Origin of the sequence: Micromonospora cabrerizensis (assembly GCF_022230955.1) — a bacterium.
GTDB lineage: Bacteria > Actinomycetota > Actinomycetes > Mycobacteriales > Micromonosporaceae > Micromonospora > Micromonospora cabrerizensis.
In genome coordinates this window covers 125,430-148,028 of the sequence record NZ_JAKKFI010000051.1, presented here as the reverse complement: position 1 = coordinate 148,028, position 22,599 = coordinate 125,430, and the positions used below count along the sequence as shown (strand labels likewise).

Annotated in this window: 25 protein-coding genes; 9 read left to right on the top strand and 16 right to left on the bottom strand. The window is 71.6% G+C overall.

What is annotated here, in order from left to right; all coding sequences use genetic code 11:
- Window positions 1-6 precede the first annotated feature (6 nt).
- Window positions 7-612: a TMEM175 family protein gene (locus LADH09A_RS09885; RefSeq protein ID WP_238644583.1), complete on the bottom strand. Its 606-nt coding sequence runs from the start codon at window positions 610-612 to the stop codon at window positions 7-9.
- Between the two features lie 188 nt (window positions 613-800).
- On the opposite strand from LADH09A_RS09885, the gene LADH09A_RS09880 reads away from it, so the two are divergent.
- Window positions 801-1,520, top strand: coding sequence for a DUF8817 family protein (locus LADH09A_RS09880; RefSeq protein WP_238644582.1), 720 nt, complete (start codon window positions 801-803; stop codon window positions 1,518-1,520).
- A 56-nt stretch (window positions 1,521-1,576) separates the two neighbouring features.
- Here the strand turns inward: LADH09A_RS09880 and LADH09A_RS09875 are convergent, their stop codons facing one another.
- Window positions 1,577-1,942, bottom strand: coding sequence for a DNA polymerase ligase N-terminal domain-containing protein (locus LADH09A_RS09875; RefSeq protein WP_238644581.1), 366 nt, complete (start codon window positions 1,940-1,942; stop codon window positions 1,577-1,579).
- Window positions 1,943-2,009: 67 nt separating this feature from the next.
- Between LADH09A_RS09875 and LADH09A_RS09870 the strand changes: the two genes are divergently transcribed.
- Window positions 2,010-2,654, top strand: coding sequence for an alpha/beta fold hydrolase (locus LADH09A_RS09870; RefSeq protein WP_238644580.1), 645 nt, complete (start codon window positions 2,010-2,012; stop codon window positions 2,652-2,654).
- 60 nt (window positions 2,655-2,714) lie between these two features.
- On the opposite strand, the gene LADH09A_RS09865 is transcribed toward LADH09A_RS09870, so the two are convergent.
- From LADH09A_RS09865 to LADH09A_RS09855, 3 genes are all read right to left on the bottom strand, one after another.
- Window positions 2,715-3,674 (bottom strand): alpha/beta hydrolase, encoded by a 960-nt coding sequence (locus LADH09A_RS09865; RefSeq protein ID WP_238644579.1) that lies wholly within the window; start codon window positions 3,672-3,674, stop codon window positions 2,715-2,717.
- Between the two features lie 112 nt (window positions 3,675-3,786).
- Entirely contained in the window at window positions 3,787-4,629 is an 843-nt protein-coding gene (locus LADH09A_RS09860) for an AraC family transcriptional regulator (protein ID WP_238644578.1), read from the bottom strand.
- Window positions 4,630-4,695: 66 nt separating this feature from the next.
- Window positions 4,696-5,496, bottom strand: a complete 801-nt coding sequence (locus LADH09A_RS09855; RefSeq protein WP_238644577.1) for a class I SAM-dependent methyltransferase — start codon at window positions 5,494-5,496, stop codon at window positions 4,696-4,698.
- Window positions 5,497-5,712: 216 nt separating this feature from the next.
- Between LADH09A_RS09855 and LADH09A_RS09850 the strand changes: the two genes are divergently transcribed.
- The 3 genes from LADH09A_RS09850 to LADH09A_RS09840 all read left to right on the top strand — a co-directional run bounded on the left by LADH09A_RS09850 (window position 5,713) and on the right by LADH09A_RS09840 (window position 8,577).
- The gene (locus LADH09A_RS09850; protein WP_238644576.1) at window positions 5,713-6,111 is read left to right on the top strand and encodes a hypothetical protein; all 399 of its coding nucleotides are present in this window, start codon (window positions 5,713-5,715) and stop codon (window positions 6,109-6,111) included.
- 189 nt (window positions 6,112-6,300) lie between these two features.
- A complete protein-coding gene (locus tag LADH09A_RS09845) occupies window positions 6,301-7,377 on the top strand; it encodes an SMP-30/gluconolactonase/LRE family protein (protein WP_238644575.1) in 1,077 nt (358 codons plus the stop codon).
- A gap of 60 nt (window positions 7,378-7,437) precedes the next feature.
- A complete protein-coding gene (locus LADH09A_RS09840) occupies window positions 7,438-8,577 on the top strand; it encodes a toprim domain-containing protein (protein ID WP_238644574.1) in 1,140 nt (379 codons plus the stop codon).
- Window positions 8,578-8,604: 27 nt separating this feature from the next.
- Here LADH09A_RS09840 and LADH09A_RS09835 read toward each other — a convergent pair whose 3' ends face one another.
- Together LADH09A_RS09835 and LADH09A_RS09830 are read right to left on the bottom strand one after the other, a co-directional pair.
- The gene (locus LADH09A_RS09835; protein WP_238644573.1) at window positions 8,605-9,570 is read right to left on the bottom strand and encodes a CU044_5270 family protein; all 966 of its coding nucleotides are present in this window, start codon (window positions 9,568-9,570) and stop codon (window positions 8,605-8,607) included.
- An 18-nt stretch (window positions 9,571-9,588) separates the two neighbouring features.
- Entirely contained in the window at window positions 9,589-10,158 is a 570-nt protein-coding gene (locus tag LADH09A_RS09830) for an RNA polymerase sigma factor (protein ID WP_238644572.1), read from the bottom strand.
- A gap of 187 nt (window positions 10,159-10,345) precedes the next feature.
- Between LADH09A_RS09830 and LADH09A_RS09825 the strand changes: the two genes are divergently transcribed.
- Window positions 10,346-10,717 carry a DUF302 domain-containing protein gene (locus LADH09A_RS09825; protein WP_238644571.1) on the top strand — a complete coding sequence of 124 codons (372 nt, stop codon included), beginning with the start codon at window positions 10,346-10,348 and terminating at the stop codon, window positions 10,715-10,717.
- Window positions 10,718-10,748: 31 nt separating this feature from the next.
- Here the strand turns inward: LADH09A_RS09825 and LADH09A_RS09820 are convergent, their stop codons facing one another.
- A complete protein-coding gene (locus tag LADH09A_RS09820; protein ID WP_238644570.1) occupies window positions 10,749-11,933 on the bottom strand; it encodes a MalY/PatB family protein in 1,185 nt (394 codons plus the stop codon).
- Window positions 11,934-11,994: 61 nt separating this feature from the next.
- Window positions 11,995-14,232 carry a glycoside hydrolase family 97 protein gene (locus LADH09A_RS09815; protein ID WP_238644569.1) on the bottom strand — a complete coding sequence of 746 codons (2,238 nt, stop codon included), beginning with the start codon at window positions 14,230-14,232 and terminating at the stop codon, window positions 11,995-11,997.
- A gap of 243 nt (window positions 14,233-14,475) precedes the next feature.
- Here LADH09A_RS09815 and LADH09A_RS09810 point away from each other — a divergent pair, with 243 nt between their 5' ends.
- Entirely contained in the window at window positions 14,476-15,663 is a 1,188-nt protein-coding gene (locus LADH09A_RS09810; protein ID WP_238644568.1) for an amidohydrolase family protein, read from the top strand.
- Window positions 15,664-15,765: 102 nt separating this feature from the next.
- Complete coding sequence (locus tag LADH09A_RS09805; protein ID WP_238644567.1) at window positions 15,766-16,332, top strand: hypothetical protein; 567 nt, start codon at window positions 15,766-15,768, stop codon at window positions 16,330-16,332.
- Between the two features lie 33 nt (window positions 16,333-16,365).
- Here the strand turns inward: LADH09A_RS09805 and LADH09A_RS09800 are convergent, their stop codons facing one another.
- From LADH09A_RS09800 to LADH09A_RS09780, 5 genes are read right to left on the bottom strand one after another with little or no spacing between them, the layout of a single operon-like run.
- Window positions 16,366-17,076, bottom strand: coding sequence for a hypothetical protein (locus tag LADH09A_RS09800; RefSeq protein ID WP_238644566.1), 711 nt, complete (start codon window positions 17,074-17,076; stop codon window positions 16,366-16,368).
- Window positions 17,073-18,677 (bottom strand): hypothetical protein, encoded by a 1,605-nt coding sequence (locus LADH09A_RS09795; protein WP_238644565.1) that lies wholly within the window; start codon window positions 18,675-18,677, stop codon window positions 17,073-17,075. The genes LADH09A_RS09800 and LADH09A_RS09795 overlap by 4 nt, the downstream gene beginning before the upstream one ends.
- Window positions 18,674-19,552, bottom strand: coding sequence for an ABC transporter ATP-binding protein (locus tag LADH09A_RS09790; protein WP_238644564.1), 879 nt, complete (start codon window positions 19,550-19,552; stop codon window positions 18,674-18,676). The genes LADH09A_RS09795 and LADH09A_RS09790 overlap by 4 nt, the downstream gene beginning before the upstream one ends.
- Window positions 19,549-20,376, bottom strand: a complete 828-nt coding sequence (locus LADH09A_RS09785; RefSeq protein WP_238644563.1) for a cupin domain-containing protein — start codon at window positions 20,374-20,376, stop codon at window positions 19,549-19,551. Before LADH09A_RS09785 ends, LADH09A_RS09790 begins: the two co-directional genes overlap by 4 nt.
- On the bottom strand, window positions 20,373-20,915 hold the full coding sequence (locus tag LADH09A_RS09780; RefSeq protein WP_238644562.1) for an RNA polymerase sigma factor: 543 nt from the start codon (window positions 20,913-20,915) through the stop codon (window positions 20,373-20,375). The genes LADH09A_RS09785 and LADH09A_RS09780 overlap by 4 nt, the downstream gene beginning before the upstream one ends.
- On the opposite strand from LADH09A_RS09780, the gene LADH09A_RS09775 reads away from it, so the two are divergent.
- Window positions 20,832-21,281: a DinB family protein gene (locus LADH09A_RS09775; protein WP_238644561.1), complete on the top strand. Its 450-nt coding sequence runs from the start codon at window positions 20,832-20,834 to the stop codon at window positions 21,279-21,281. The genes LADH09A_RS09780 and LADH09A_RS09775 overlap by 84 nt on opposite strands.
- A gap of 70 nt (window positions 21,282-21,351) precedes the next feature.
- On the opposite strand, the gene LADH09A_RS09770 is transcribed toward LADH09A_RS09775, so the two are convergent.
- Together LADH09A_RS09770 and LADH09A_RS09765 are read right to left on the bottom strand one after the other, a co-directional pair.
- Entirely contained in the window at window positions 21,352-22,002 is a 651-nt protein-coding gene (locus LADH09A_RS09770) for a uridine kinase family protein (protein WP_238644560.1), read from the bottom strand.
- 105 nt (window positions 22,003-22,107) lie between these two features.
- Entirely contained in the window at window positions 22,108-22,596 is a 489-nt protein-coding gene (locus LADH09A_RS09765) for a hypothetical protein (protein ID WP_238644559.1), read from the bottom strand.
- Window positions 22,597-22,599: the final 3 nt, after the last annotated feature.

Here is a 22,599-nt window from a genome sequence, read left to right as displayed (position 1 = left end):
CTGGGGCTATCCAGCCGCGTCCTCGCCGTACTCGCCGCGGATGGGGAGGTAGTAGGCGGGCAGGAAGCTGGCGATGATGACGACGCCCGCGATCGGCACGAACGCGCCGACGAGGATGCCGGAGCCGATCCAGACCAACGCGAGTGCGAATCGACGGCCGATGGCCCGGATGCCGAAGGGGCCGAGGTCGGGGTCCAGCAGTCTGGCGCGGCGGAGGTGGGCCCAGATGATGTTGAACAGGGCCGCCGCCGTCCAGAGTGTCGCGCCGTAGACGACCACCGCGACGCGCAGCCCCTGCTCGGCACGCAACGCGTCGGCGAGCAGCGACGTCGAGAACGGCAGGAAGGCGATGACCATCAACAGCACGGTGTTGAGGAACAGGACCTCCCGGTCGACGTGCAGGACACGGTCGAACATGACGTGGTGGTTGACCCACACCTGCCCGATGAGCAGGAAACTCAGCGCGTATGCCAGGTACGACGGCCACAGCGCGCCGAGACCCCGCAGGAGATGGCCGAAGTCATGTGGCGGTTGGATCTCCAGGACGAGAAGCGTCACGGCGATGGCGAAGACACCGTCGCTGAAGGAGATCAACCGACCCGGTTGACGCACCAGACGAGGCTTGTCGCTCCTGGACCGCACGCCCTGATTATGCGTTGACGGGGCTTCTGTCGGAGTGTCGATCGCCGAAGGCGCCAGAACGCAGCACATGCTGGCCGCATCGGCCGATCGGGCTGCCGAGGGCGACGATCGGCCATTTCCATGTGCGACAGGGCACCCGCTACGCCTAGGAATGAGCCATGACCAACGAGGTGACCGTTCCCCTGCTGCCCTGCGCGTCCATCGACGACATCGTCACCTTCTACACGGCTCTCGGGTTCCAGACCACGCACCACCAACGGAAGCCCAACCCGTACGTGGCGTTGCGACGCGAGGACCTGCACCTGCACTTCTTCGAGATGGCCGGGTTCGACCCGGAACAGTCCTACGGCTCCTGCCTCGTCCTCACCTCGGACGTCGGCGAACTGCACGGGGCGTTCGCCGCGGGTATGCGGGCCACGTACGGCAGGGTGCTGGTGTCCGGGATGCCACGGATGACCCGGCCCCGGGCGCGGAAGAACTACGACGGTCTGGGCGGGTTCAGCGTCATCGACCCGGGTGGCAACTGGATCCGCGTCGTCCAGAACGCCACCACGACACCCGCCCCGGCGACGATGCCCGTCGGGCGGCTCGCCAAAGCCCTGGCGAACGCCGTCGTGCAGGGCGACTCCAAGGGCGACGTCCCGCAGGCCGTCCGAATCCTCGACAGCGCACTGGCCCGACCCCAGGCCGACGACGACCCGGTCGCACAGGTGGAGGTTCTGGTCTACCGCGCCGAGCTGGCGATGGTGCTGAACGACCAGGACACCGCCACGGAGATGCTGGCCCGCGTCGATCGTGTCGTGCTCACCGCGGACCAGACCGAACGGGCAGCGTCCGCTTTCGACACGGCCGCCGACCTCGCCGGGGCGATGCGGTGACCCGACAAGGGGCACCGGCCCGCTGACCCACGTGGCCGCAGGGCCGTCGGAGGCCTCTATCCGAGATCGTCCGAGGGTTGCTCCTTCGTCAGGTGGAGCAACCAGGCCTCGCCGGTGCGAATCAACGCGTACCGGCGGCGGCCGGTGCGGCCGTGCAAGGTGAACAGCATCCGACGGTCGGTGCGGTCGTGCTCCTCCCAGGTGCCGATGTCGGCGATCGACTTGTCGGCGTCCTCATAGGTGAGGTGGTCGAGGTCGTGGTCGGGCACGGCGATGGCGAGCCGGTTGTCGCGGGGAGTGTCCGGCAGGCCGCGAGGCACTGCCCAGGAGCGCAGCACACCGTCCTCCTCGAGCCGCAGGTCGAAGTGCGGCCGCGGTTTGCGGTGATCGTGCAGGACGAAGGCGGGCGCCACTCTTGCCATTGTCGCCGCTGGGCGGCTCCATCGCTTGCCAACGCGTATGTCGTACCCGGGTGCGAGGCTTGGGGTCATGGCGACGTTCGTTCTGATCCACGGCGGCGGGGGCAGCTCCTGGGACTGGCATCTGGTGGCCCCCGAGCTGACCAGCCGCGGCCACGACGTGGTGGTGCCGGAGCTGCCGATCGAGGACAGGTCGGCCGGGTTCGCCGAGTTCTGCGACACGGTCGTCAGCGCGATCGGCGACCGGCGCGATCTGGTGGTGGTCGGCCACTCCTATGGTGCGTTCACCGCGCCGCTGATCACCGACCGGCTGCCGGTACGGCTGATCGTCCTGCTCACACCGATGATCCCCGAGCCCGGTGAGAAGCCCGGGGACTGGTGGGGCAACACCGGTTACCGCGGCGCGGAAGGGCTCAGCGAGGAGGAGCAGTTCTACAACGGGGTGCCGGCCGAGCTGGTCGCACAGGCTGCGGCGCACAACCGGGACCAGGTCAGCGCGGAAGGCGACGAGCCGTGGCCCCTGGATGCCTGGCCGGACGTGCCGACGAGGGTGCTCATCGCTCGGGAGGACCATTTCTTTCCGGTGGCCTTCCAGCGCCGGGTGGCCGCCGACCGGCTCGGCGTCACCCCCGATGAGATCGACGGTTGCCACGCGGTGTCGTTCAGCCACCCGGAGCAGCTCGCCGACCGGTTGTCCGCGTACGTGTCGCGGTGAGGCTGCGTGCGGCTCGCCGGCGAGCCGCACGACGCCGAGCGGATGCCGAAGGCCTGGTTGTCATCGCGGGCCCCGGTGCAGATGACCACGCAGAAAGGTGAGGATTTCACGTCGCGCCGGCCGGGCCGCCGGCACCAGACCGGGAATACTCAGAAAGCTGTGCGTGGCCCTCGGGTAGCAGGTCAGTTGAGCATCGCTGCCGTCCTCGCGGAGCCGTTCGGCGTAGCGCCGTCCGTGGTCGGCCAGCGGATCCAGCGCGGCCGTGACGACGAGGGCCGGCGGCAGGCCGGCGAGACTGTCGTACGTCAGGGGCGACACGCCGCGAGCGTCGAGGCGCGGTGGGACGCTCAGCCTCCGGGCCGCCCGCATCCGGGACATCGGCAGTGTGGGGTTGTCGGCATTCTGGTCGACCGACGCGTACCCGCTCATGGTCTCGGTCCAGTCCGTGACGGGATAGTTCAGCACCTGGGCACGCAGCGGTGGGCCGTCCTTGCCGGCGCGTAGGGCGATGAGCGCGGCGATCGTACCGCCGGCACTCTCGCCCATGACCGCGACGGCGTCGGGATCGACACGCCAACCGGCGGCGTCGGCGACGAGCCGCACGAGGGTGTCGTAGCCGTCCTCGATCGGCTGGGGCAGCGGGTGCTCCGGGGCGAGTCGATACTCCACCGACACGACCACCGCCGGGCAGCGGGCGGCGAGGTGGCTGTTGAGCCAGTCGTTCTGGGCTGCCGTCCCCGCGATGAAGCCTCCGCCATGAAAGGACACGATCAACGGCAGTGTCGGGCCGGCGGCCTTCGGCCGGTGTACGCGCAGCATCAGGCGGCGACCCGGAAGGTCGATCGTGGTCTCCGTGATCTGTGCGCGGCGGTCGGGCCGGCCGGTGACGATCCAGGCGGCACGCGACGTTGCCGCCCGATTGGTCTTCTCGCGCGCGAGGATCACCTGGTCGTCGCTCAGTGCCTCCCAGTCCTGACTGTCCCTGAGGATGCGGGTGCCGAGCGGAGCCTTGCTTCTCATCTGTCCTCCGACCTGCGACGACGGTGTGCGCCCACTGTCGCAGTTGGTGCTCGTCGGTGGATTGGACGATTGTTCCCGGGTCGCCAGCCACGGATCGCCCTCGATCGTCCCGTCAGGGGCGGGCAGACCACGCAACCCCGTCGACGGCGAGGAACGGGGCCCTCGCCACCGTCGCAGGCGTCAGCCCGGTGAAGGTCCGGACGTCGCGGTGCAGGTGGGACTGGTCCGCATAGCCGCTGTCCACCGCCACCACGGCGGCGGCGTGACCAGCGGCAAGACGGTGGGCCGCATGATCGAAACGGATGAGTTGGGCGGCACGCTTGGGGTTGACGCCGATCTGCGACCGGAACCGGGACCACAACCGTTTGCGGCTCCATCCGATCTCGGCGGCCAGCCGTTCGACCCGCACCTGCCCGCGCGTGTCCACCAACCGCGCCCAGCAGAAGGCGACCTCGGGATCGACGGCGCGGCCCGCGTCGTGACGCCGGGCCAACGCGACCTCCACGATCGTGAACCGGTCCTCCCACGACGTGGCGGCGCGCAGCCTCTCCTGGAGCCGCGTCGCGTCGCTGCCCCACAGGTCGTCAAGGTCGAGCACCGTGCCGGTCAGCTCGGCGGCAGCACCCAGGACCGGGCGCGCGAGCGTGGGCGACAACCGCACCTGAAGGCACGTGAAGCTGCCCGGTTGGCCCTGCCCACGGACCCGGTTGGGCGCAAGCCCGGCGACGGCACGGCCCCGTTGTTGCTGCCCGTTGCCGTCATCGATGACCAGGGGCCGGTCGCCGAGGTCGAAGACCATCATGACGCCCGGATGCGGGACCACCTCGACGTCGACCAGGCTGTTGGCACGGTCACTGAAGCCCGCCATGGTGGTGCCGGCCAGCCGACTCGGCCGCGTCGGGACCGCGATGTCCCAGGTTGGCCCACCGACGTGATCCGGCCCCGCAGGACGCATGTCCCGATCGTACGGGTCATCGCAAACGGCCCCGGGTCATCGCATCCGTCCACCGGAGTGCGCGGATCAGACCCTCGTCGCCCGGGTGCCACGGACCGCCCAGGCGCGGGCCGTGAGCCGGATCGAGCCGTCGGGTTCGGGCGACAGCCGGGTGGCGAGCAGATCCCGCAGGGCAGCCTGCTCGGGCTCCGCCAACGAGGCCAGGTACGCCGGGGCGGAGCCCTGCCCGCCGAGAAAAGGTGTCCAGTAGTCGGCGAAGCCGGCGAAGACGGTTGGTACGTCGATCGCCTGCACCGAGATGCCCGTCAGCCCACCGTCGCGCCACAGCTTCTGGAGCGCGTCCGGGCGACACAGCGAGAAGCCGCGCCCGTCGTCTCGTCCGGCCGCCGCGGGATCGAGGGCGCTGGCCGCATCCCAGAAGTGCCGCATCATCTGCATTCCCTCGGCGTAGTCCCAGACGTAGGCGGCCACCACTCCACCGGGGCTGACCACTCGGGCGAAATCCGCCACCGCCCGCACGGGTTCGGGGACGAAGTTCAGCACCAGACCACTCACGACCACGTCGACCGCGCGATCCGGCAGGGGCAGCACGCGGGCGTCGCCGACGGCGAAGGCGGCCCTCGGGTCGGTGACCTGGGAGCGGGCCTGCGTCACGAAGCCCTCGGAGGGGTCCACGCCCGTGATCTGGCGCGGCTGAGCGGTCGTCAGCACCGTCGAGGTCAGCACGCCGGTGCCGCTGCCCACATCCAGCCAGCGCAGCCCAGCGGGCAGATCGAGCCAGCGCACGAACTCCACCGCGACGAGCCGGCTCCAGCGACCCACGTAGGCCTCGTACGCCGTGCCGTCGACCCAGACTGGGGATGCCATGGCGGCACCATACGACGGCGGCGCTGCCCGGACCGCCACTTTCGTACGGCACGACGGGGCGTTCCGCTCGGGTTCTCCCTGGTCATCGAATCGGACACCGGATCTCGTGCACGGGCGCGGTCAGCCGTATCGTGGAAATCGGAGCGCAGCTCAACGAATTCGGTGGAGACGACGGGTCGTCTCCACCGAGAGGCATCTGCGGTCGAGGAGAGCGTGATGATCGATATCGTGACCGTCGGCGCGATCGTCGCCGTCCTGCTCGTCGGTGTCGTGGTCCTGGTTCGCCGGCCGGCCGACGCGCGACGGGTGGTCCGCTGGTCGGCCCTGGTGATCACCGTGCTGGTGGCTGCCGCGTTGACCCCCTGGACCGTTGACGATTCCGGGGCGGCGGCCAGCTACCTGCTCGGCGTGCCCGTTCTGGCCGCGACGCTGCCGGTTCTCGCACAGCGGATCGGTCGGCTGACCGGGGTCGCCGACGTGGTGGCCGCGCTGGTCATCGCCGCCTGGGGGTTGCTGCTCGGGCTGGGTATCGGTGGCGCGTTCCTGCCGGTGGCGGTGCTGCTGGTCGCCGGCGCCGTGGCGATCAGGGCACCGCGACCGTCCACGACCGTCTGACGTCGGGCGGACGCGGGGTGACCGCAGCACGGTGAATTAACCGAAACAAAATCGACACACGTCACTGTCTTGTCACTTATGCTGCCCTGGTACCTCACAGACGGCCCGCGCCGCACCGCGCCGGCCCCGCGACCACGCGCGCCGTCGACCGCCGGGCTTCGCGCCCGCCGACGTCGACAGGAGTCTTCGATGAACTGGCGTCCCACCATCGCCGCGCTGGGCGGCCTGTGCCTCGCGCTCAGCACCGCACCGATCACCAGCGGAGCCGCCGCCGCACCCCCGGACCTTCTGCGCGCCGCCCATGTTAGCGCTCACTCCGCAGCCGGTGGCGTGCTGGCCAATCCGCCCGGGACGCCTCCCGGTGTCTGCCCGACGGGGACCGCGTACGGCCCACCACTGCCCGCCGGCTCCGTGACGGCGCCCAGGATCCAGGGTGGATTCTCGTTCCTCGAAGGGCCGGTCTGGGTCGCCGACGGCGGCTACCTGCTGATGTCCGACATGGCGGCGGGCACCGGTCCGTACAACGTCCAGCCGTCCACGATCCGCCGGTTCACCCCACCGGCGACCTTCGACACGTTCGTCGCCAACGCGGGCAGCAACGGCCTGGCGCTCAGCGCCGACGCCCAGCAGGTCGTCGCGGCCACCCACGACCAGCGGAGCATGTCCGCGTACCGGCTGAGCGACCGGGCCCGCAGCACCGTCGCGGCGAACTACCAGGGCCGGGCGTTCAACTCGCCCAACGACGTCGCGGTCCGCTCGGACGGCGTCGTGTACTTCACCGACCCGAACTTCCAGCGCGGCAACCGCGCCGACCAGATGAGCGGGCGCACCAGCGTCTTCCGCGTCTCGGGTGGTCAGGTGTCGCTGGTGGACGACCGGCTGCGCCAACCCAACGGCATCGCGCTGTCGCCGGACGGAACCGCACTCTACGTGGGCGCCTACTCCGAGAACAAGATCTACAAGTACGCCGTGCAGCCCGACGGCAGCACCGGCGCTCGCAGCGTCTTCGTGAACTACATCGGCGGTCCGGACGGCGTGACGATCGACTGTGCCGGCAACGTGTACTGGGCGTCGGGCTCCGACGCTCTGGTGCACGTGTACTCCCCCGCGGGCACCCAGCTCGGCACGATCCGGGCCGGCACCTCCGGTACGACCAACGTGGCGTTCGGCGGCCCGGACCGACAGACCCTCTACGTCACCTCGGGCCCGAGGAACGACTCGGGCCTGTACAGCGTGCGACTCAACATTCCCGGCTATCCGTACTGAAAGCCTGTTCATGGCGGGGACGGGCCGGCGGCGGCTAGCGTGGATCCCGGAGGTAGGCCCATGGGCGCACCCCGACTCAGTCAGCCGACGCCAGCGGTACGCGGCACCGGGCTTGAGCCCGGGCGCCTGCTGGCGGCCGTCGACGCCGCGGTGTCGTACTACCGCGCCCAGCTCGCGCACGCCGACGCGCCGCGCGCCTACCTCGCCGAACGTGGCCTCGGTGTCCTCGTGCGGCGGGAGTGGCCGTGGCGGGTCGGGTACGCCCCACCGGGCTGGAGTGCGCTGACCGGCCACCTGCGTGCCGCCGGCTTCACACCGGAGGAGTTGATCGGCGCCGGCCTGTCGGCCCGCACCCGGACCGGCCCCGACCGACTCATCGACGTGTTCCGCGACCGGGTCATGTTCCCGGTACGCGACCCGGCCGGGCACCCAGTGGCATTCCTCGGCCGCTCCGGACCGTGTGCCGGAGACGTACCGAAGTACCTCAACAACCCCCGGACGGCGATCTACAACAAGAGGCACCTGCTGTTCGGTCTCGCCGAGCAGCAGGATCGCATCACCGCCGGGTGGACCCCGGTCCTCGTCGAAGGGCCCGCCGACGTCCTCGCGGTGTGGTTGTCGTACTCGCGCTCCGGCCGGACCGGCGCCGTGGCCCTCGCGCCCTGCGGCACCACCCTCAGTGACGCCCAGGCGCACATCCTGCGGTCGCTGCCCGGCGCCGCGCGGGGCCTGGTCACGGCGTTCGACGCGGACCCGGCGGGCCACGCGGCGGTGGACCGCGCGTGGCACCTGCTCCGACACCCGCGCTGTCCCGGCCCGCTGCTGGCGGCCGAGTTCAGCGCCGGCGCCGACCCGGCGGACCTGCTGCGCGCACCGCACGGCAGGGCTCGGCTGCGGGCGGCCCTCCAGCGGCGGACGCAACCCATGCTGGACACGGTCGTCGACCATCGACTCAACCGGCTCGTCGAGCGGCATCCCCGGCTGCTGGAGGACATCGACGGCAGGTGCGCCGCGGTACGCGCGCTGGTGCCGCTGCTGTTCGAGGCGACCAGCCCGCAGGAGGCGATCAGGGTGGCTCGGCGCATCGTCGCCCACACCGGGGTGGGGGTCGACACCGTCGCGACAGCCGCGATCGCACATCTGGAAGGCCTGCTGAACGACCTCGGCTCGCCCGGTGAACGCCGACAACCCAGGAGGTGACGCCGACGGGTCGGCGCCCGGCACCGGTCAGGGCAGTTGGCCCGGCCGGTCCACGATGGCGACCCGGATGAGCGCGCCGGACGCGTACAGCGACTCCTTGCCGTTGCGCACCACCGACATACGTCTGCCGAGGTAGACGTGGCTGTCCCGGTCGAAGAGGATCTCCGTGTTGCCATCGATCATGCCCGGCACCCGGATCGCCACCCCGTGCCGGCCGGCGGCGTCCACCACGTCGCCCGAGACGACGACCGCTCCGGGCTCCCGAGCCAGCAGCTCGTACAGCGCCGCCAGCGCTCGGGGCGGCACGTAACCGCTGAGCATCATCCGCGCGGTGGTGTAGGCCATGCTCTCGTCCCCGTAGACGGCCTCCTCGTCGGCACCCTCGGGAAGATGCAGGTCGACCGGGTGCTCCCGAAGGTGTCGAAGCAGCTCGTCCGGATCGGTGGGCAGGTCACCGTGGTACGCGGGCGGCGGGAGCACGTCGAGCTCCTTTCCGGGATTGGCGGCATCGTCGATGCGGTCCACCCTCAGCTCGCTCCACCCGTTCGGGTCGGCCTCCGGTCGAAAACGTGTCTGCGCGTGGGCCACTCCCCCAGCCGACTCCCACCTCTGCACCCGCCCGGTGACGTACGGGCCGCTGTCCGGCGGCTCCCGCATCGTTGTCAGGTGCTCCGTGAAGACGTACTGATCGGGTCGGGCGGTGAGCTCGGGTTGCTGCCGGGCGGCGTCGGCCGCCATCCGGAAGATCTCCGCGGCGCTGGCCGTGGGCGGCGGCTTGTCGCCCACCCTCATCGTCTGCACCGCCAGCGCACCGGCGGTCAGTGTCACTGCCAGCCCGAACGCCCCGGCGAGGCGCCAACCGCGCTGGAACCGGGCACGACGTCCGGCGGGACGGGCCGCCGAGACCAGCTCGGCCCGCCGGGCGACGTGTGCGGTCAGATCCGTGAGGAGCTGCTCCTCGAAACCGTGCGGCGACTGATCGGTCTTGCTCATGACGTCATCTCCGTTCCATCAGGCGAGGGTGGTGGCCGGGCGGGCGAGCACGGCGCGGACGAGGCGACGGGCACGATGCAGACGGACCCGGGCGGCGACCGGGGAGATCCCCAGCGCGGTCGCCGCGTCCGCGACGGTGAGGCCGTCCACGGCGACCAGCTCGACCAGCGTCCGGGTGTCCTCGGGCAGCTCGCGCAGCGCGCGGTGGGTACGGCGGGCCGCCGACTCGGCATCGATGCGCTCCTCGATGCGGGCGATGTCGTCGGGGCCCAGGTCCCGTCGTCCGGCCAGCCGGCCGGTCACCCGCAGCCGTTGGGCCGCCCGACGTCGTTCGTCGCCGATGACGTTGCGGGCCACCCCGTACAACCAGCCGATCTGGCTGCCCCGGTCCGGTCGGTAACCCGCGGCCGACTCGATCACCGCCAGGAACACGTCGGCGGTCAGGTCGGCGGCGAGGTGCGGATCGTCGACCCGCCGTGCCACGAACCGGCCCACCGCCTCCACGTGCCGTCGGTAGAAGACCGCGAAGGCCACCGGGTCGACTCCGATGCCGCGGATGTCATCCTCCGCTGGGCTGGGGTCATTCACAGGTCGTCCTCTCGTAGCCGTTACACCCCTTATTCGTTACGCGAGGCGCGGGTGTTACCGGAGCCGACGCGGCGACCAACGGCCCGGGTTGCGGCAAACCTCCCCGAACCGGCCTGAGTTGCGAGCAGGATGAGATGGGTTCGCCCAGCGACACGGTGAGCGGGGGTCGGCCGTGAACGACGGACTGATGACCAGGCGAAGCGCCCATGACGTCGGAGAGACGATCTCCGCGCTGCGGGCCGAGGCGCAACGGCTGGGCGCAGCGGTGGTGGCGGTGGTCGACCATGCGGCGGCCGCCCGGAAGGCCGGGTTGAGCATGCCCGACACCCAGGTGATCATCTTTGGGAACCCGCAGGCGGGCACGCCGCTCATGCTGGCCCGCCCCGAGATCGCCATCGACCTGCCGATGCGGCTCATGGTGCGCGACGACGGGCAGCCCGGCTCGCTGATCACCTGGCAGGACCCCGCGTACCTCGCCCAGCGCTACGGGCTCGGTGCGGACCAGCTCGCGCCCCTGAACGCCCCGGCCACTGTCGCCTCCGCCGTCGAGGGTCGCTGAGCCCGGCCCGGCCGCACCGCGCGGAGTCTCCCTACGGGCGAGCGACGGCGGCGGCCATCCGGCGGACCGCCTCGGTGATCAGCTCCGGTGCGGTGGCCAGATTCAACCGGACGTGCCCGGCGCCGCCGGTGCCGAAGGCCAGGCCGGAGTTGAGCGCCACCCGGCCCCGGTCGAGGAACACGGCGGCGGGGTCGTCGCCGAGGCCCAGGGCACGGCAGTCCAGCCAGGCGAGATAGGTGGCCTGACCGGGCTGGTAGCGGATGGCCGGCAGGTGCTCGGCCAGCAGCGCGGACAGGAGCCGACGGTTGTCGTCCAGGCCGGCCAGCAGCGCGTCTAGCCACTCGCCGCCGTCGGTGAAGGCGGCGGTGTGGGCGATCACGCCGAGGTGGCTGGTGCTGACGCTGGCCTCGAACGGCACGCGGGCGAGGTCACCGGCCGCGGCCGCGCCGGCGACCAGGAGACCACCGCGCAGGCCGGCCAGGTTCCACCCCTTGGAGGCGGACATCAGCGACAGGCCGTTCTCCGCGCCGGGCACCGAGAGGTACGGCACGAAGCGCGCTCCCCCACCCACCACCGGCGCGTGGATCTCGTCGGCGACCACCCGCACCCCGTGCCGCTCGGCCAGACGGGCGACGGCGGCCAACTCGTCCGCGGTGTGCAGGACGCCGGTCGGGTTGTGCGGGCTGCACAGCAGGTACGCCGCCGGACGCCCACCGGCCCGAGCCTGCCGGAACGCGTCCTCCAGCGCGCCGAGGTCGATCCGCAGGTCCTTGCCGAGCGGCGCCTCCACGATCCGGCGGTCGGCGTGCGCCACGAACTCGTAGAACGGTGGGTAGACCGGGCAGTTGACCACCACCGCGTCCCCCGGCTCGGTGACCAGCCGCAGCACCTCGACGATGCCGTGCATCACGTCGGGCACCAGCGCGGTGCGCTCCACGGCCAGCCCGTCCCACCCCCACCGATGCCGGGCGAACTCCGCCAGCGCCCGCGGGTACGCCGTGCCGGCGGTGTAGCCGGTGTCGCCGCGGGCGACGGCGTCGGTGATCGCGCGCGCGACCGGCTCGGCCAGCGGCACGTCCATCTCCGCCACCCAGAGCGGCAGCACGTCGTCGGGGTACTCCCGCCACTTGAGGCTCGTCCGTTGCCGGAGCTGGTCGATCGTGAGCTGGCGAAGGGGGTTCACGGGGTTTCGGGCACCACTGAGCACACCACTCATGGCTGAAGCCTATTCCGCTGCGTCCGGGCCCTCACCGGCCTCGGTCGACGAGTCGACGGGGTCAGGACCGGGACCACCTCTGGTTGCCGCCGCCGTTGCAGGGCCAGAGTTGCAGCAGGGTCCCGTTGGCCGTCGCCGCGCCGGTGGCGTCCAGGCACTTGCCGGAGGCGACGCCGACGACCGTGCCGTCCGCATTGACGTTCCACTGCTGGTGGGCGCCGCCGTTGCAGTCGAAGATGGTGACTCCCGCACCGTCGGCGGTACTCGCGCTGTCGACCTCCAGGCACTTGGTGCCGTACACCCGCAGTTCCCTTGATGCGGTGGCCAACCACGCCTGGTTGGCCCCGCCGTGGCAGTCGAAGAGCTCGACCCGGGTCCGGTTGGTCTGGCTGGCGAAGGGCACGTCGACGCACCGCCCGGACGCCTGCCCCCGCAGGACCGCGAGTGTGTCGGATCCGCAGGTGGTCAGGCCCGTGGTGTACGGGCAGACGACGGAGGCGAAGCCGCCGCGCTCCAGCATCGCCACCGAGAGGCTGGCGGTGTTGGTGACGACTCTGGTGTCCCGGACGAGCGTGGAGTTGGCCCCGTCCCGGACGGTTTCCAGCAGCCACTGACCGCCCCCGAGGAAGCTCAGCGGCGTCGTGTACGTCCTGGCGGACTGGGCGGAGATCCCGCCGACGTACCACCTTGCGCCGTTGCGGCGCGCGAGGTAGGCGTCCTGACCGGGCCGTCCGCCGAGCAACCGGGTTTCGTCCCAGGCGGTGGGGATCTGGTTGAGGATGCGCAGTGCCTCGGGTCGGGCCTCGTAGCTCTCGGGATTGTCGCCGAGGTGCTGCCACCCGGACTCGAAGACGATCGACGTGGCGAGTTCGTGTGCCGGGGTGGTGTCGCGGTTGAACGGGCTGAACACGACCGGGGTGTAGTCCATGCTCGAGATGACGTTGCGGTGGAACGGCAGCATCGTGTTCTTCGACGCGCGGAGGTACTGCTCCGCGCCGTGCACCGCTTCGGCCGTCAGGACGTGCGGCCAGGTGCGCTGCATGCCGCGCGGGGTGGCAGAGCCGTGGAAGTTGACCATGAGCTGGAGCTCGGCGGTACGGGCCAGGATGGCGTCGTACCACTGGAGGGTCGGCTGGGTGAACTCGTAGCTGAAGTCGACCTTGATGCCGGTCACTCCCCAGCTCCTGATCCGCGGCAGCCAGGTCTCACGCTGCGCCGCGGTCCAGAGGCTGGACGAGTTGAACCACAGGATCACCTGCACCCCTCTGGACTGGGCATAGGCCACCGTCGCGGGCACCCAGCTCTCCTGCCAGCCTTCGTCGATGAGCACGTAACCCCAGCCGTTGCGCGCGGCGAAGTCCACGTACTGACGCTGGCGGCTCTCGCTGGACGGGCTGGAGTGTTCGGTGAGCCAGGACCAGGCGACGGTGTCGGGCCGCACCCAGGAGGGGTTGCCCATCCGCGACGGTGCCGAGAGGTCGTCGACGATCGTCGACTGGGTGACCGTGGCGAGGGCACCGACAGCCGCGGTACGCCATGGCGTCGACAGCGGCAGGCTCGTGGTCACCGTCGAGCTGTCCAGCACGGTGCCGTAGGTCCCCGACCCGGACGAGTGGGTCAGGCTCGCCGCCGCGTACCGTCCGTCGAGGTTGGCCTCGGCGACCAGCGCGAACGCCCCGCCGGCCTCGAACAACGCGGGCACCCGGAAGGTGCCGGCGGCGGCTGCGCCTGCGGTCGTCTGTGCCGGGTATCCCTGGTCCTCGCGGTCGGCGGGCAACAGCCAGGCGTTCGACGACGTCGGCACGGTCCAGGACGACGCCTCCCGGCGCACGGTGACCGATCCGCTGCCCGGCAGCACGTACCGGTAGGCCGCACCCGACTGCGACGCGCGAACCACGACGTCCAACCTGGCACCGGTGGCACCGGTGAACGACAGGGTCGTCTCGGCGTAGACAGTGGACCGGCTGCGCTGCTTGCCGGTCGTCATCGTGTAGGCCTCGGTGACCGTGCGGTCGGCGCGGCCCGTGAACGTGAGGTTGCGGGTCAGGTCGGCGGCGCTGGTCTCGATGCCGATAGCCGACGGGGACAGCACCGTGCGGTCCTGGTGGGAGACGGAGAATGACAGTGTGCCGTTGTCGTTCAGGACGACCTGGGCCGCGATCGGCGACGTCGAGGGGCCGTTGACCGTCCAGGTGGTGGCGGCGGAGGCGGGGGTGGGGACGCCGGGGACGATTGTCGCAAGCAGCACGAGCGTCAGGGCGGAGCCCAGCACCCTGTGTCGGCGCTTTCCTTCAGGCATGGCGGTGCCTTTCCAGACGAGGGAGGCAGGGACGCGCAGAGCCGGCGGGTCGGACGGAAGGCGGGCGCGCACCGAAGAATGCCGAGCCCCGAACATGTTTGATTCCGTTCATCCATGCTCGGCTATGTTTACATAAGACAGCGCCTGTCTCGGCCTGTCAAGCCCGACCCCCGTGGCGGCTGGAAGCGGTTCGCCGTCACCTGGGAGCCTGACCGGAGCGGTTCACTTCAACGGGGAGGGTCGATGATGAAGCACGCGATCCGGGTGGCGCGGATGTTCGACGGCGAGCGGCTCGTGAACGGCGGGGTGCTCGTCCTGATCGACGGCGGGCGCATCGTCGACGTGCAGCGGGGTCGGACGGAGGCGCCGGAGGGCTGGCCGGTACGCGAGGAGCCGCACGGCACCGTGCTGCCCGGGCTGGTGGACGCCCACGTGCACCTGTGCGCCGATGCCGGGCCCGACGCGCTCGGCCGTCTCGCCGAGTGTCCCGAGACGGACCTCGACGCGGTTGTCGAGGCATCACTGCGCACCCATCTGACAGCCGGCGTCACGACCGTCCGGGACCTGGGCGACCGGCGCGACGCCGTGCTCCGGTGGCGGAGTCGAGAGGTGCGCGACGACCTGCCCACGGTGGTGGCCTCGGGCGCCCCGGTCACGACCGTCGGGGGGCACTGCTGGTCGATGGGGGGCGAGGTGAGTGGCGTCGACGGGATCCGCGAGGCCGTGCGCCTGAAGGCGACGGCCGGCGCCGACCTGGTGAAGGTCATGGCCAGCGGTGGCGTGTTCACCCCCGGCACCGACACCACCCGGCCGCAGTTCACCGACCAGGAGCTGACCGCCGCGCTGACCCGGGCACACGATCTGGGCCTACCGGTGACCGTGCACGCGCACGCGCTCAACGCCGTCGAACAGGCGCTGCGCGTCGGTGTCGACGGCATCGAGCACTGCACGTGCGTGACCGCGACCGGCGCCCACGTCCCCGACGAGGTGGCCGACCGCCTGGCCACGTCGGGGATCGCGGTCTGCGCCACGCTCGGCACCGACCCGGCGGTGGTCACACCGCCGGAGGTGGTGGCGATGGCGGCGCGGGCCGGGCTCAGCGAGGCGGCGCTGCGCGACGGCGCCGCCACCCTGCACCGGGCCGGGGTCCGTCTGGTGGCCGGTTCGGACGCGGGCCTCGGCCCCGCGAAGCCGCACGGGATCCTGCCGGAGACGCTGGTCGAATACGTCGCGTGCGGCATCCCCGCCACCGCCGCCCTCGCCGCGGCCACCTCGGTGAGTGCCGAGGTGTGTGGCCTGGGGCGGCGCAAGGGCCGCGTCCGTGTTGGGTTCGAGGCCGACCTGCTCGTCGTCGACGGCGACCCGACGAGCGACATCACCGCACTGCGCCGCCCGCTCGCCGTGTACCGCGCCGGAGACGCGGTGAGCTGACGAGGTCTGGCTGGCGTCGTCCGGGCGGTCGAGGCCTCGGCTGATCACCGCGAGGCCGGTCCCGGGGTTTCGCCGGCCGTCGCTTCCGGGTAGCGGTGGTCCATGAACCGCAATCTGGTCAAGGCTCTTCAGGTCGCGTGGGGGCTGCCGGAGTTTCGCAGCGGGCTGCGACACCTCATCGATCTCGACGAGGTGTCGGTGCTGCTGGCCACGCTGTCCGTCGCCGATCACGACCGCGAGGTGGAGAGCAGCCTGTTGAGCCTGCTGCGCTCCAGCCTCGACACGGTCGAGATCCGGGAGGCGGTGTTGCTGCTGCTGGAGCGCGACGAGGTGCGCCGGCCGCTCGTCGCGGCGGTGGTGGAGCCGCTCGCGGACCGGCCGGGTCAGGCCGCTGCCATCGCCTCGGCGGCCGAGGATCCCGCGGTGCGACGCGAGGTGCGGGCGGTGCTGGACAGCGCCAAGGCACGCGAGCTGATCTGGCAGGCGATCGACAACCAGGTGAGCGACAACCGGTTCGGTCTGATCCGTCGGGCGGCGGTGCTGTTCGTCCGGCACCCGAGCGTCCGACGCCTCGCGTGGGCCGCGCACCGGCACGGCGTGTTGCGCGAGCTTCGCCGCAAGCCGCTGCCCACGCCCGACATCGCCGAGGGTGGACAAGCCCGAGCGTAGCCAGCGACGGAGCGCACTCGCGTCGGTGGCCGATCACCGGCGGCGCCGCCGACGGACGGTGAGCACCCCGACGGTCGCGACCAGGGCCCCCGCCAACACGTACGCCCAGCGGTCGTGGGCCGCGTCCCAGCCGTCGCCGGTGGCGACGAGCAGCCTCACCGGGGCCGGCAGCAGAGCTGTCACCGTCATCGCCAGCAGCAGCGCCGAGACGGCGATCGGACTGCCGATGCCGCGCGGCGAACGTCGCCAGCCGATCGCCGAGGCGAGGAACGCGACCGCCACGACCGCCGCTGCCTCGCAGGTCAGGTCCGCATACGGCAACGACATGGTTTCCAGTCCCGACCGGGTCACCACCAGCGCCGCCACCCAGCACGTACCGCCGACGGCCGCCGCGGCGACCGCTCGGATGAGCGCGCCGAGCCAGGCCGGGACCGGCAGGGTCTCCGCCGTCGGCTTTGCGGGGTCGTCGAGCGCGAACGTGACGCCGATGCCGACGCAGGCCATCACCAGCCGCAACACCGTGATGTGCGTGTCGGGCGGCAGCACCGACCCGGTCACGGCCGGCGGGATCACGATGGCCACACCGACGAGCCCGGCCGTGAGCAGTGGGACGATGCGCATCGCCCGCAGCGTCGGCCAGACCAGCGCCACCGCCGTCCGCGCTCGCCCACCTCGCCTCAGGACGGGCACGCGGGTGGCCCGCCCCGAGGTGTCGACGGCCTCCGGTGCGGGCACTCGGCTCACGTGGTGCACAGCCCCTCGCCCTCTTCCGGTGACAGCGGCTGGACCGGCACCCCGAAGATGGCACCGAAGCGTTCCAGCGGAGTGTCACGCGCGGTCAGCTCGGCCCAGTGCCGCTCGACGAGTGGTGGCACCTCGGCAGACGGCCGCTTTAGCAACGCCAACGCCGGTGCCGCCGCCCGGTCGGGTGCCGAGATGCCGAACAGGGTGGACACGTCGCTGAAGCTGAGCGCGCCCATACTGGTCTCGTCCAGCGAGCGCATGCCGGCCAGGGTGGTCGGTGACGCCTGCCCGACCAGCCACACCAGCAGTGCCGCTCGGGCCCCGCACAGCGAGAACCCGCCGTCGAATGCCTCCCCGGCCATCAGCCGGTACGCGACCCCGGCGGCGAGGACGGCGCTCGCCCGTGCGTCGCCCCATTCGGTGCCCACGCGTACCGCCTCCGGGGTGCCCGCCGCCGCGTCCGCGGTCTTCCAGGCGGCCACCGTCCGCACGGCCTCGGCGATCGATCCGGTCTGGTACGCCGAGATCTCCTCGAGGGGGACCCGCTGCCGCACCGCGAGCGGCGGCCCGGACGAGGCGGCACTGTCCGGTACGACCGCGCGTACGGACGTCACCACCTCATCCCACCCGGAGACGAAGCCGCCGAATCCGTCGAAGAAGCAGTAGGTGACGTCTGCGCGGGTCACGCACGACTGGATGCTCGCCGGCCGGTCCTCGACCGTCGCGCGGGCCGCCGCCATACCCGGGTCGGGCCACGACTGGGTCAGTCCGCCGCCGACGGCGAGGATCAGCCCGACGGAGAGAGCGGCCGCGACGAACGACCGCCGCGCGGCGGCCCGGGCCAGGACTGCGGCGACGAGCAGGACGGTGAGGCCGACCAGGTAGGCGAGGTGCCGGGCCGCGGGCCGGTCGGAGACGCTGGCGGGCACCGGGACCGGGAACTCGCTGGCGTAGACCGGCAGCAGGAACCGCCAGCCGGTCCCGATGATGGACGGCATGGTCGCCACCAACTCCAGCACGAGGACGAGCAGGACGGCCAGCGGGGCGACCAGTACCGAACGGATCAGGACCCCGCAGAACACCCCGACCGCGCCGAGGAGCAGCACCAGAGCCGCCGGGGTCACCAGTGTGGCGACGTCGACGGAGCCGACGGCGCCCGGGAGCAGGGCGGACACCCCGACCCGGACGCCGACGAGCAGCAGGCTGACGCCGGCCAACGACAACAGTGCCAGCAGGAACCCGCCGAGCCGCCACGCCGGCGGTAGCACCAGCACGTCGTAGGACGCGTCGACCTTGTGCCGGTGAGCGCGTAGCGTGACGAGGTTCGCCACGATCAGGGCCGACCCGCCGAGGATCGGCAGCGCCAGCAGTTGGATGACGATCAACTCGTCGGAGAGCACCGGATAGCGGTTGGCGGAACCGGACAGCCAACCCCACAGCCACGGGCCGAGAAACAGCAGCGCGGCCGCGATCGTGAGCGGATGTCGCAGCATCCGGAACGCCTCGAAGCGGGCGAGCGCGAGGAGCGCCTGTCGACGCCCGTCCGTGGACGACGGCGTCGGACGGGCCGGCGCCGGGGCCAGCGTCGACGTCGCGGTCACCGGGCGCCGCCCGCGGTCGCCGGTGCCTCGGCGCCGGTGGCGGCACCGACCAGCGTCAGGTAGCCGTCCTCGATCGACGGCTCGACCAGCGCGGCCCCGGGCGGCGGATCGCCGACGTGGCGGTGCAGCCCCGTGCCCGTCCGCCACGACGCCAACGCCCCGGCCTGGCGCTGCGTGCTCGTCCACACCCGGCCGGCGGCCAGCCCGGCCAACTCCGACGGGGTGCCCTCGAACCGCACCCGGCCCCGGTCGAGCACGACGACCTCCTGGCACAACGACATGACGTCCTCGGTCTGATGCGTGGACAGCAGCACCGTCTTGCGCTCGCCGAGATCCGCGATCAGCTCCCGGAACCGCAGCCGCTGCTCCGGGTCCAGGCCGACCGTGGGTTCGTCGAGGATGACGAGGTCCGGGTCGCCGACCAGGGCGGCCGCCAGCGCGAGCCGTTGCCTCATGCCGCCGGACAGGGTCCGGATCCGGGACCGCCGACGGTCGTCGAGCCCGACGGCGGAGAGCACCCGGGCGACCTCAGCGTGCCGCGCCGAGCGGTGCGTGAGCTCCTTGAGGATCGCGACGTAGTCGACGAACTCGAACGCGGTGAACGACGGGTGGAAGCCCGGGTCCTGTGGCAGGTAGCCGAGCCGACGCCGGACCGCGAGCCGCCCGGGTGGCGTGCCCGGGTCGTGGCCGAGGATCCGCAGCGTCCCCCCATCGGCGGGCAGGGCCGTCGCGACGATCCGCAGCAGCGTCGTCTTGCCCGCGCCGTTGGGGCCGAGTAGTCCGGTCACCCCGGTGCGCAGCGAGAACGACACGTCCTCCAGCGCGGTGGTGCGCCCGTAGCGCAGCGCCAGGCTCGTTGCCCGAACGGCTGTCATGGAACCCTCCTCGTGAGGTTGGGGACGTGGTAGCGCTCGTAGGTGCCGCGCTGACGGGACAGTGCGACGGCGGCGATCCCACCGACGACCGCGACGCCGACCTGCCCGGCGAGGGTGAAGACGAGCCGGTCGCCGAGGGTGGCGGTGACCACCGCCGCCCAGCCGACGCCGGTGACGACCGCGGCCGGCGCCGCGCCGAGCCGGGTCGAGAGCAGCAACGACAGCACGGTCAGGGCGAGCGAGGGAAGGAACCAGCTGGTGGCGCGCAGCCCGTACCCGTGGATGAAGAGGCTGGCCACGGTGGACAGCGCGGTGGTCGCGGTCAGCACCGCGACGCAGCGCAGCAGCAGTAACCGGAACGAGCGGACCGGGGCGACCACCGCGATCTCGTAGGTGGGGTCGATGCCCGGGGCGAACGACATCGCGACCGCGACGAGCGGCAGCAGCGGGGCCACGGCGAGGAACACGACCGGGTCGGTGAGCACGGCGACGGCCGCCGTCAACGTTGCCGTCACGGCGATCGCCAGGAGCCAGGACAGCCGCAGCGCCGGCGTCGCCGCGAGCAGCCGCGCGGTGTGCTCGGGCACGCCGACCAGGACCATCAACCGTTCGACGGGCCCCGGCCGCGGCGCGTCCAGGGCCGCGTCGAGGCGGGCCCAGCCCACGTCGAGCGCCCACCCCATGTCGACGGTCGCGGTGGCGGCGAGGCGTTCGCGGCACTCGCCGCACGCGGCCAGGTGCGCCTCCGCGGACCACAGGGCAGGGGCGGCGAGGGTACGGGCGGCGTAGGCGCGGATGTCGTCGTCGAGCAGATGCCAGGTCATGTCAGCTCCTCTCGCAACTGTCGGCGGGCCCGCATGGCCCGGGTCTTGACGGTGCCGGCGGGGATGCCGAGCAGGACGGCGGCCTCGGCGGTGGAGAGGCCGTCGAGGACGGTGGCGCGGATGACCGCGCGCAGCTCCGGGGAGAGCCGGTCGAGGGCGCCGCCCAGGTCGCCGTGCTCGAGACCGATCAGCACCTGCTCCTCGGCGGACGACTCGTCGCGCCCCCGCAGCCGGGCCAGCAGCCGGCCGAGCCGGTCGCGGGACGTACGGCGACGCAGCGCGTCGATGAGTCGGCGCGACCCGATCCGCCACAGCCAGGCGGCGGCGTCGGTGTCGCGGGGCCGGAACGCGGCGGCGGCGCCGCTCCAGACCGCAAGGAACGTCTCCTGTACGACGTCGTCGACGAGGGCGTCGTCGGCGCAGCGGTAGCACAGGCGCAGGCGCAGCCATGGCGCGTGCCGGCGGTAGAACGCCTCGAACGCGTTCCGGTCGCCGCCTGCGGTCAGGGCCAGGAGGTCGGCGTCATCCTGGGCGGTCATACCTACCTATCGCAGCGGGATCGGGATTTGGTTCGCGGGACCTCACCACGACATCGTGGTGCACGGCGACCCGGCCGGGCAGCACGTCACCTGGCGGCAGAGCATCATCAGACCGCTGCGCATCACCAGACCGCCTTTGCCACGCGGCACCCGAGCCTCGCCGAGGTGCTCGACCTGCGTGCCGAGCGGCAGGCCATGGTGCGCGGCTTCCTCGCGAACGTCACACCGGAGCTGCTCGCCGAACCCCGGCCGATCCCGTGGTCACCCTCGCACGAGCAGCCGGTCCTGAAATGCCTCCACGTGATCTTCGACGAGGAGTGGGAGCATCTACGCTTCGCGACACGCGACCTCGACGCGCAGGAATAGGAACGGCTGCGCTCGGTAGTGCACGACGCAGGGGATCACTGCGCCACCATACGGTGCGCGAGAACGCCTGCTAGGGGCTGACCGGTGGGGCCACGACCAGTTCGGTGTCCGGGTCGTGGTCGATCCGCGAAGAGCCGGCCACGATCAGGGTGGCTCGGGACCAGGGTCGTTCTCGCAGCATGAACGGCAGTTCCTCCCGCAGCCAGTTCGTCACGTGCTCCCGCTGTTCGGGAGAGTCGCCGTCGCGAGCGACCAGCAGCCGTTCCTGCTCGTCAAGATCTCCCTGCACGTACACGGAGGCGTCCAACCACGGGTCGAGCTCCTCCCGGATGATGCCGGTGCCCTCGACCCACACGACGTCGACGCCGGCAGGGATGGTGATCGATCCCGCCCGATCGTGACGGACCCAGGCATCGGGGCGAAAGCCCACCGACTCCCCTCGGTGCAGGGGTTGCAGAATGTTCTCGGCGAGTACGGCGCCCCAGTCGAAACAGGCGTGGTTCCAGGCGACGTCGTCGGTGTGCACGATGGCGGAGCTGGGTTGCACCGTGCGCAGCTTCTCAGCCAGGGTCGTCTTGCCCGCACCACCCCGGCCATCGATCGCGATCACCCGCGGACGTCCGGTGACGTCGGGTGAGGCATCGCGTAGCTGGCGGACCACGTCGACCACGGTCGCCCGCCGCCAGCCGACGGCTTCGGTCTCACCGTGATGAAGTCGCATCGACGGCCTGTACCCCGAACGCCGGCGAAGGATGCGACGCCGAGACACCCCATGTTCGCGTGCCACGCGTCTGTACGCGCACGGTCAGCGACAGAACCGGCTGCCTCACCGAGACGGGTCAGCTGATCTTCTCGCTGATCGGCGGCTGTAGGAGACGGTGGTCCCCACCAGCAACACCGCCCCGGTGAAGAAGTAGGTGTTGATGGCGATGCCGATCCAGAACTCGCCCGCCGAGATGTCGGCGGCTCCCATCACGCCGCCGCGACGGACACCTGTGACCATCAGCAGATTCTCGGCCATCCCCGGCACACCCCGGATGACGAGCAGCACGCTGCCACAGACCAGCGGCGCCAGCAGTAACCAGCGAGGCAGATGCCGAGAGGTCGGGCGGACGGTGGCCAGGACGACGACTGCCCCGATGGCCGACATCGAGATGAGCACAACGTTGAAGATCACGTAGGCCCTCATGTCCCAGGGGCCACCACCGGTCGGATCGTCACCGGGGAAGAGCACCAGGATCACGTGCGACACCACAAAGAAGATCAACCATGCGAGGGCGCCGTGCGCCCAGCGACGATCGGTGGCAGCGGGCATACC